Annotated in this window: 3 protein-coding genes; all 3 read left to right on the forward strand. The window is 40.7% G+C overall.

Annotation, left to right across the window (positions count from 1 at the left end; genetic code table 11):
* Window positions 1-319, forward strand: a 319-nt coding sequence (locus QT974_RS29320) for a sensor histidine kinase (RefSeq protein ID WP_333471906.1), incomplete at its 5' end; no start/stop codon positions are given.
* An 83-nt stretch (window positions 320-402) separates the two neighbouring features.
* Window positions 403-699 carry a hypothetical protein gene (locus QT974_RS29325; RefSeq protein ID WP_333471907.1) on the forward strand — a complete coding sequence of 99 codons (297 nt, stop codon included), beginning with the start codon at window positions 403-405 and terminating at the stop codon, window positions 697-699.
* A gap of 312 nt (window positions 700-1,011) precedes the next feature.
* Window positions 1,012-6,432: AAA family ATPase (locus QT974_RS29330; RefSeq protein WP_333471908.1), on the forward strand; the 5,421-nt coding region annotated here is incomplete at its 3' end.

Genomic DNA, 6,432 nt, shown 5'->3' on the forward strand with positions numbered 1-6,432 from the left:
CGAATTAAATCAAGTGTGGACAAATCTGATTCACAATGCTTTGCAAGCAATGGATAATCGAGGTACCCTAACAATTGGATTGACAGAACAAGACCGACTGGTGAAGATTAGCATTACCGATAGTGGTAAAGGCATACCAGAAGAAATTAAAAGCAAAATATTTGACCCATTTTTCACTACGAAACCTGCCGGAGAAGGTAGTGGATTGGGGCTAGATATTGTGAAAAAGATTGTGGAGAAACATCAAGGTAAAATTGAATTTGAATCCATTCCAGGCAAAACTACATTTCATGTTTTTCTGCCGAGCGTTAGAGTATAATTATAAAATGAGTTGGCACAGTTGAACTTTGACCAAGCATTACTGATTGCTCAACTCAATGAAAACGAAAATCGGTTGACACAGTGTTAATCACTCAGTATACTTTTGATCGCTTGACCAATCCTGCTGATTATGCGGTTCGTGTCATCGATCGAGTGCAGGTAAAAGGGAAAGTAGAAATGGTGACTATTTATGAAGTTTTTGATGCGGATTTGCCGGAAATTAAAGCAGCCAAGTTAGCTACGCTGCAACTATTTAGTGAAGCCGTGTCTTTGTATAATGCTGATGCTTCTGATGATGCTGCGGTGCTTTTTGCAGAGTGTCTGCGACAAAATCCTTGGGATCGAGTTGCTCAATTTTATCTGCAACGATGTCGTTAGTTAATAGTTATTTCGTCGCTCGTACCTCAGGTTGCTGAGAATTGTTATAACTTGACAAAAAACCAGGTATATGGTATTGCTAAATATAAGTTAGGGTGGGAATGTTGGGGGCGATCGACTGTTCGCTGATGCTGGTTTAGCCCTTGTCGAATCAAAAACTGGTACTTTTCAGCCTCCGCTAGCATCTATACAATATCGATCGTAGAGAAAGAAAAACTAAGACGGTAGCATTTCCCCGAGCAGCGTTAAGAATCACCCCACATGAAAGGGCGGTGACTATATCAATAAACCTCTTCACAATAACTGATTGTTATGCTAACAATTCCCGGCTATCGCATCCTCGATCGAATTTACAGTGGCTCTAAAACCGAAGTTTACCGAGGAATTTCTGAATCCGACGCAAAACCCGTCGTCATCAAAGTGCTATCGATCGAATATCCCACCTTTCACGAACTGGTGCAGTTTCGGAATCAGTATAGCATTACCAAAAATCTCGATATAGCGGGAGTTGTCAAACCTATTGCCCTCGAAAAATACCGCAATAGTTTTGCTCTGATTATGGAAGACTTTAGCGGTATTTCTCTCTCTGAATACGTCGCTAATTTAGGTATAGAGCAGTTTGGCGATCGATTATCACAAAGCAGCGAAAGGAACTTCAAAAAATCTGCAAAATTAGCTATTGACGAATTCTTGCGGCTAGCAATTCAGATAGTTCAAGTCTTAGAAGGACTATCTAAAAACAAAATAATTCATAAAGATATCAAGCCCCAAAATATTCTAATTAACCCGAAAACTAAACAGATAGAACTAATTGACTTCAGTATATCCTCTTTATTGCCCAAAGAAAACCAAGAAATTCAAAACCCTAAAGTTCTCGAAGGAACGCTAGCTTATATATCCCCCGAACAAACGGGAAGAATGAATCGGTGCATCGACTACCGCACCGATTTTTACTCCTTGGGAATTACATTCTACCAATTGCTGACGGGGCAACTTCCATTCGTATCTGCCGATCCTTTAGAATTGATTCACTGTCACATTGCTAAGAAACCTACCGAGCCGATCGAACTCAATCCAGCAATTCCAGCGATGGTGAACGACATCATTATGAAGTTGATGTCAAAAACTGCTGAATCGCGATATCAAAGCGCTTTTGGTATCCGGCATGACTTAGAAAATTGTTGGCAGCAATGGCAAGAAACTAGCAACATCAACCAGTTTGCTTTGGGAAGTAGAGATATTTGCGATCGCTTCATTATTCCGGAAAAACTCTACGGACGAGAAACAGAAGTTCAGAAACTATTAGAAGCGTTCGATCGCGTCAGCGAAGGCAATATCGAAATCATGCTAATTGCTGGCTTTTCCGGCATTGGAAAAACAGCAGTTGTCAACGAAGTTCACAAACCCATTGTCCGCCAGCGTGGTTACTTCATTAAAGGAAAATTCGATCAATTTAAGCGCGATATTCCCTTCTCGTCGTGGGTGCAAGCATTCCAAAATTTGATGCAGCAACTGCTCACCGAAAGTGTCGCCGAAGTCCAGCAATGGCAAGTAAGAATCTTAGAGGCTTTGGGTAAAAATAGTCAAGTCATCATCGATGTCATCCCAGAATTAGAACACTTGATTGGCAAACAGCCCAAAGTGGCAGAACTAGAGGGAATTGCCGCTCAAAATCGCTTCAATCTATTATTTCAAAAATTCATCCGAGTGTTTGCAACAAAAGAACATCCTTTAGTGATTTTCTTAGATGATTTACAGTGGGCAGACTCTGCTTCATTAAAGCTAATGCAATTGTTGATGAGTGAAACAGATACCCGCTATCTGTTGTTAATGGGAGCGTATCGAGATAAGGAAGTATTTCCTGCCCATCCGCTGATGCTGACCTTGGATGAGATTCGCAAAGAGTCGGCGACAATCAATCAAATTACTTTATCACCCCTAGAACAACCTTCCCTAAATCGCCTGATTGCCGATACCTTTGCTTGTCCAATAGAAAGGGCAATGCCTTTGACAGAACTGATTTTTGCCAAAACCAAAGGCAATCCTTTTTTTGCAACTAAATTTCTGAATTTCTTGCAAAGTGATGGATTTATATCATTTGATTTTAGTAATAGGTGTTGGCAGTGCGACATTGCCAAATTGAAATCGCTTTCTTGGACTGATGATGTAGTCGAATTTATGGCGATTCAGTTACAAAAGTTGCCTGGAAATACTCAGAAAGTTCTGAAACTAGCATCCTGTATTGGCAATGAATTTGATTTGGCAAATCTGGCAATTGTCCATGAAAAATCTCAGACTGAAACAGCGGCTGATTTGTGGTCATCACTGCAAGAAGGATTAGTTATTCCCATCAGTGAAGTATACAAATTTTTTCAGGAATCTGAATCAGTTACAATTCCCCAAGTATCTGAGTTATCGGTTCCCTACAAATTTTTACACGATCGAGTGCAGCAAGCGGCATATTCTCTAATTCCCGAAGATCAGAAAAAATCTACCCATTTGGAAATTGGGAAATTGCTGTTGAGAAACACTTCGATAGAAGAACGAGAAGAAAATATTTTTGCTATCGTCAATCAGTTGAATATTGGAGTAGATTTAATTACCGATAAAACAGAAATAGATGAACTAGCGCAATTGAATCTAATTGCAGGGCGTAAAGCTAAAGCTTCAACTGCTTATGCTGCTGCCCAAAAGTATTTAACTGTTGGTTTGGAACTCTTACCAGCAGATAGTTGGCAAACTCAGTATGAACTCACCTTGGCATTATCTGAGTTAGCCACAGAAGTTGCATACCTGAATGGCAACTTCGAGCAAATGGAGAAATGGGCAGAAGTTGTCCTGCAACAGGCGAAAATTCTGATCGACAAAGTGAAAGTTTATGAGGTAAAAATTCAAACCAGCATGGCCCAAGCCAAACAACTCGAAGCAGTTAAAATTGGTCTGCAAGTGCTGGAGTTAATGGGGGTGAGCTTACCTGAATGTCCCACACAGTTGGACATTCAGCAAGCACTCTCAGAAACAACTGCTTCTTTAAGCGGGAAGAGTATGGATAATTTGGTGAATCTGCCTTTGATGACAGAGCCAGATAAGTTAGCAACTATGCGTATCTTATCAAGTATGGGTTCTCCTACCTATCAAGCTGCACCCGCACTGTTTCCGTTGATTGTGTTGTCACAGGTTAATCTAGCGATCGAATATGGTAATTCTATTATTTCTCCCTATGGTTATGTCTGTTATGGAGTAATCCTAAATGGAGTATTACTAGAGATTGATTCTGCTTATCAATTTGGCGAATTGGCTTTGAGTTTAGTGGAAAAATTAAACGCCTTAGAACTCAAAACAGAGATCCACTTCATAGCTGGATCTTGTACAGTGCATGGGAAAGTTCATGCCAGAGAAACCCTACCACTTTTATTTGAGGGATATCAAAGCGGACTAGAAAACGGACATTTAGAATATGGTGGCTATGCTGCCATGCAAAAATGTCAACATTCATATTTCATCGGTCAGGAACTAACAGAACTTGAACGAGAAATGGCGACAATCAGTAACGCTCTTTATCAACTTAAGCAAAAAAATGCCTTAAGTTGGAATCAAATATTTCAGCAGGCTGTGCTTAACTTGCTGAAATCTTCTGAAAATCCGTGCTGTTTGCTCGGTGAGTCCTACAACGAGAAGAAATCTTTGCCAATTCTTCAGGAAGCCAATGACAGAACAGGACTTCACTATTTTTATGTCAACAAACTAATCCTCTGTTATTTGTTTGCTGAGTATCCTCAAGCTTTGGAAAATGCTACTCAAGCCCAAGACTATCTAAACGGAGTCACGGGGTTCTTAGTTGTGCCTGTGTTCCATTTCTACGACTCTTTGGTGCGGCTGGCGGTATATTCATTGACTCCCAATTCAGAACAAGAGTGTCTCCTCAAAGTACAAGACAATCAAAAAAAAATGAAAATATGGGCACATCATGCCCCGATGAATCATCTGCATAAATTCTATCTAGTAGAAGCAGAACGGCATCGAGTTTTAGGGGAAAAATTAGAGGCGATCGAAATGTACGATCGCGCCATTTACCTCGCCAAAGAAAACGGTTATCTCAACGAAGAAGCACTAGCCCACGAACTCGCAGCTAAATTCTATTTTGGCTGGGGTAAAAACAAAGTTGGTGCTGTTTACTTAACCGATGCCTACTACGCTTATGCGCGTTGGGGTGCAAAGGCAAAAGTTGAGGATTTAGAAAAATGCTATCCCCAATTGCTCGCTCCAATCCTAAACCAGAAAAATAGCATTCATACAGACGAAACAATGGTCTTAATGAATTCTGGAACTATCTCAGCCACCAGTTCCAATGTTTCAGAAATGCTGGACTTGGGGACAATAATGAAAGCTTCTCAAACACTTTCAGGAGAAATTCAGCTTGACAAACTGCTGTCAATTTTAATGAAAGTAGTGATGGAAAATGCCGGAGCCGAAACAGGCAACTTCATCTTGCAAAAAACAGGTAACTTAGTAATTGAAGCTACCGCAATTAGTGGCGTTTCAGAAATAAAAGTGCTGGAATCAATTCCTCTAGAGACTAGCAATGATTTACCTCGAAGCGTCATTCACTATGTTTTTAGAACTCAAGAATATGTCATTTTTAACGACTTATACGAGGAAATTAACCAACCCAAATCTCCAATTAAAAATGTCAACGATCCTTACATCAGTCAACACAAACCAAAATCAGTATTGTGTTTGCCGATTCAACATCAAGGAAAAGCGATCGGCATCCTTTATCTAGAAAACAATCTCGCAACGGGTGCATTTACTCCCGACAGATTGGCTGTTTTACAGTTATTGTCTTCTCAAGCAGCAATTTCGATCGAAAATGCCCAACTCTATGCCAACTTAGAAGCAAAAGTAGAGGAACGTACCCAAAAACTCCAGCAATCAGAAGCTCGTTTTCGACAACTTTACGAGCAATCTGCTGATGCTATTTTGCTGTTAGATGGCAACACTTTTATTGACTGCAACCCCGCCACGGTTCAAATGATGCGCTGCACAGACAAACAACAGCTTCTTTCCTTGCATCCGGCTCAACTTTCCCCGGAGATTCAACCAGATGGTAGAGACTCTTTTGAGAAATCCCAGGAAATCGCAGCCATTGCTTTCTCGCGAAGTAGCTATCGATTTGAATGGATGCACCGTCGCCTTGACGGAGAAGACTTTTGGGTGGAAGTATTGCTGACTGTAATTCCTGTAGATGGTAAGGAAATTCTGCATACGGTGTGGCGAGAAATCGGCGATCGCAAGCAGGCTGAATTAAATCTTTACCAAAAAAATGAAGAACTCAGCAATGCTCTTCAACAACTAGAAGCTACCCAAATTGAATTGATTCAATCAGAAAAAATGGCAGCTTTAGGACAATTAGTTGCTGGAGTTGCCCACGAAATTAATACACCCTTGGGTGCAATTCGTTCCGCAGCGGGAACTGTGTCTAAATTCCTCGATATAACTCTCGAACAATTGCCAGAACTTTTTCAATCTCTCTCCCCAGAGGCAGCACGAGATTTCTTAAATTTACTTCAGTTTTCTCTCGAAGGATCGACAACATTATCAACTAAAGAAGAACGTAAGATCAAGCGATCTTTGCGCGGTCAACTGCAAGAATTAGGCATCGCCGATCCAGATACCGTAGCCGATCGCCTAGTGATGATGGGAGTATATCAAGAAATTGATAACTTTGTGCCG

Source organism: Microcoleus sp. BM001215392 (assembly GCF_036700185.1).
In the GTDB taxonomy this organism is placed as follows: Bacteria; Cyanobacteriota; Cyanobacteriia; order Cyanobacteriales; family Microcoleaceae; genus Microcoleus.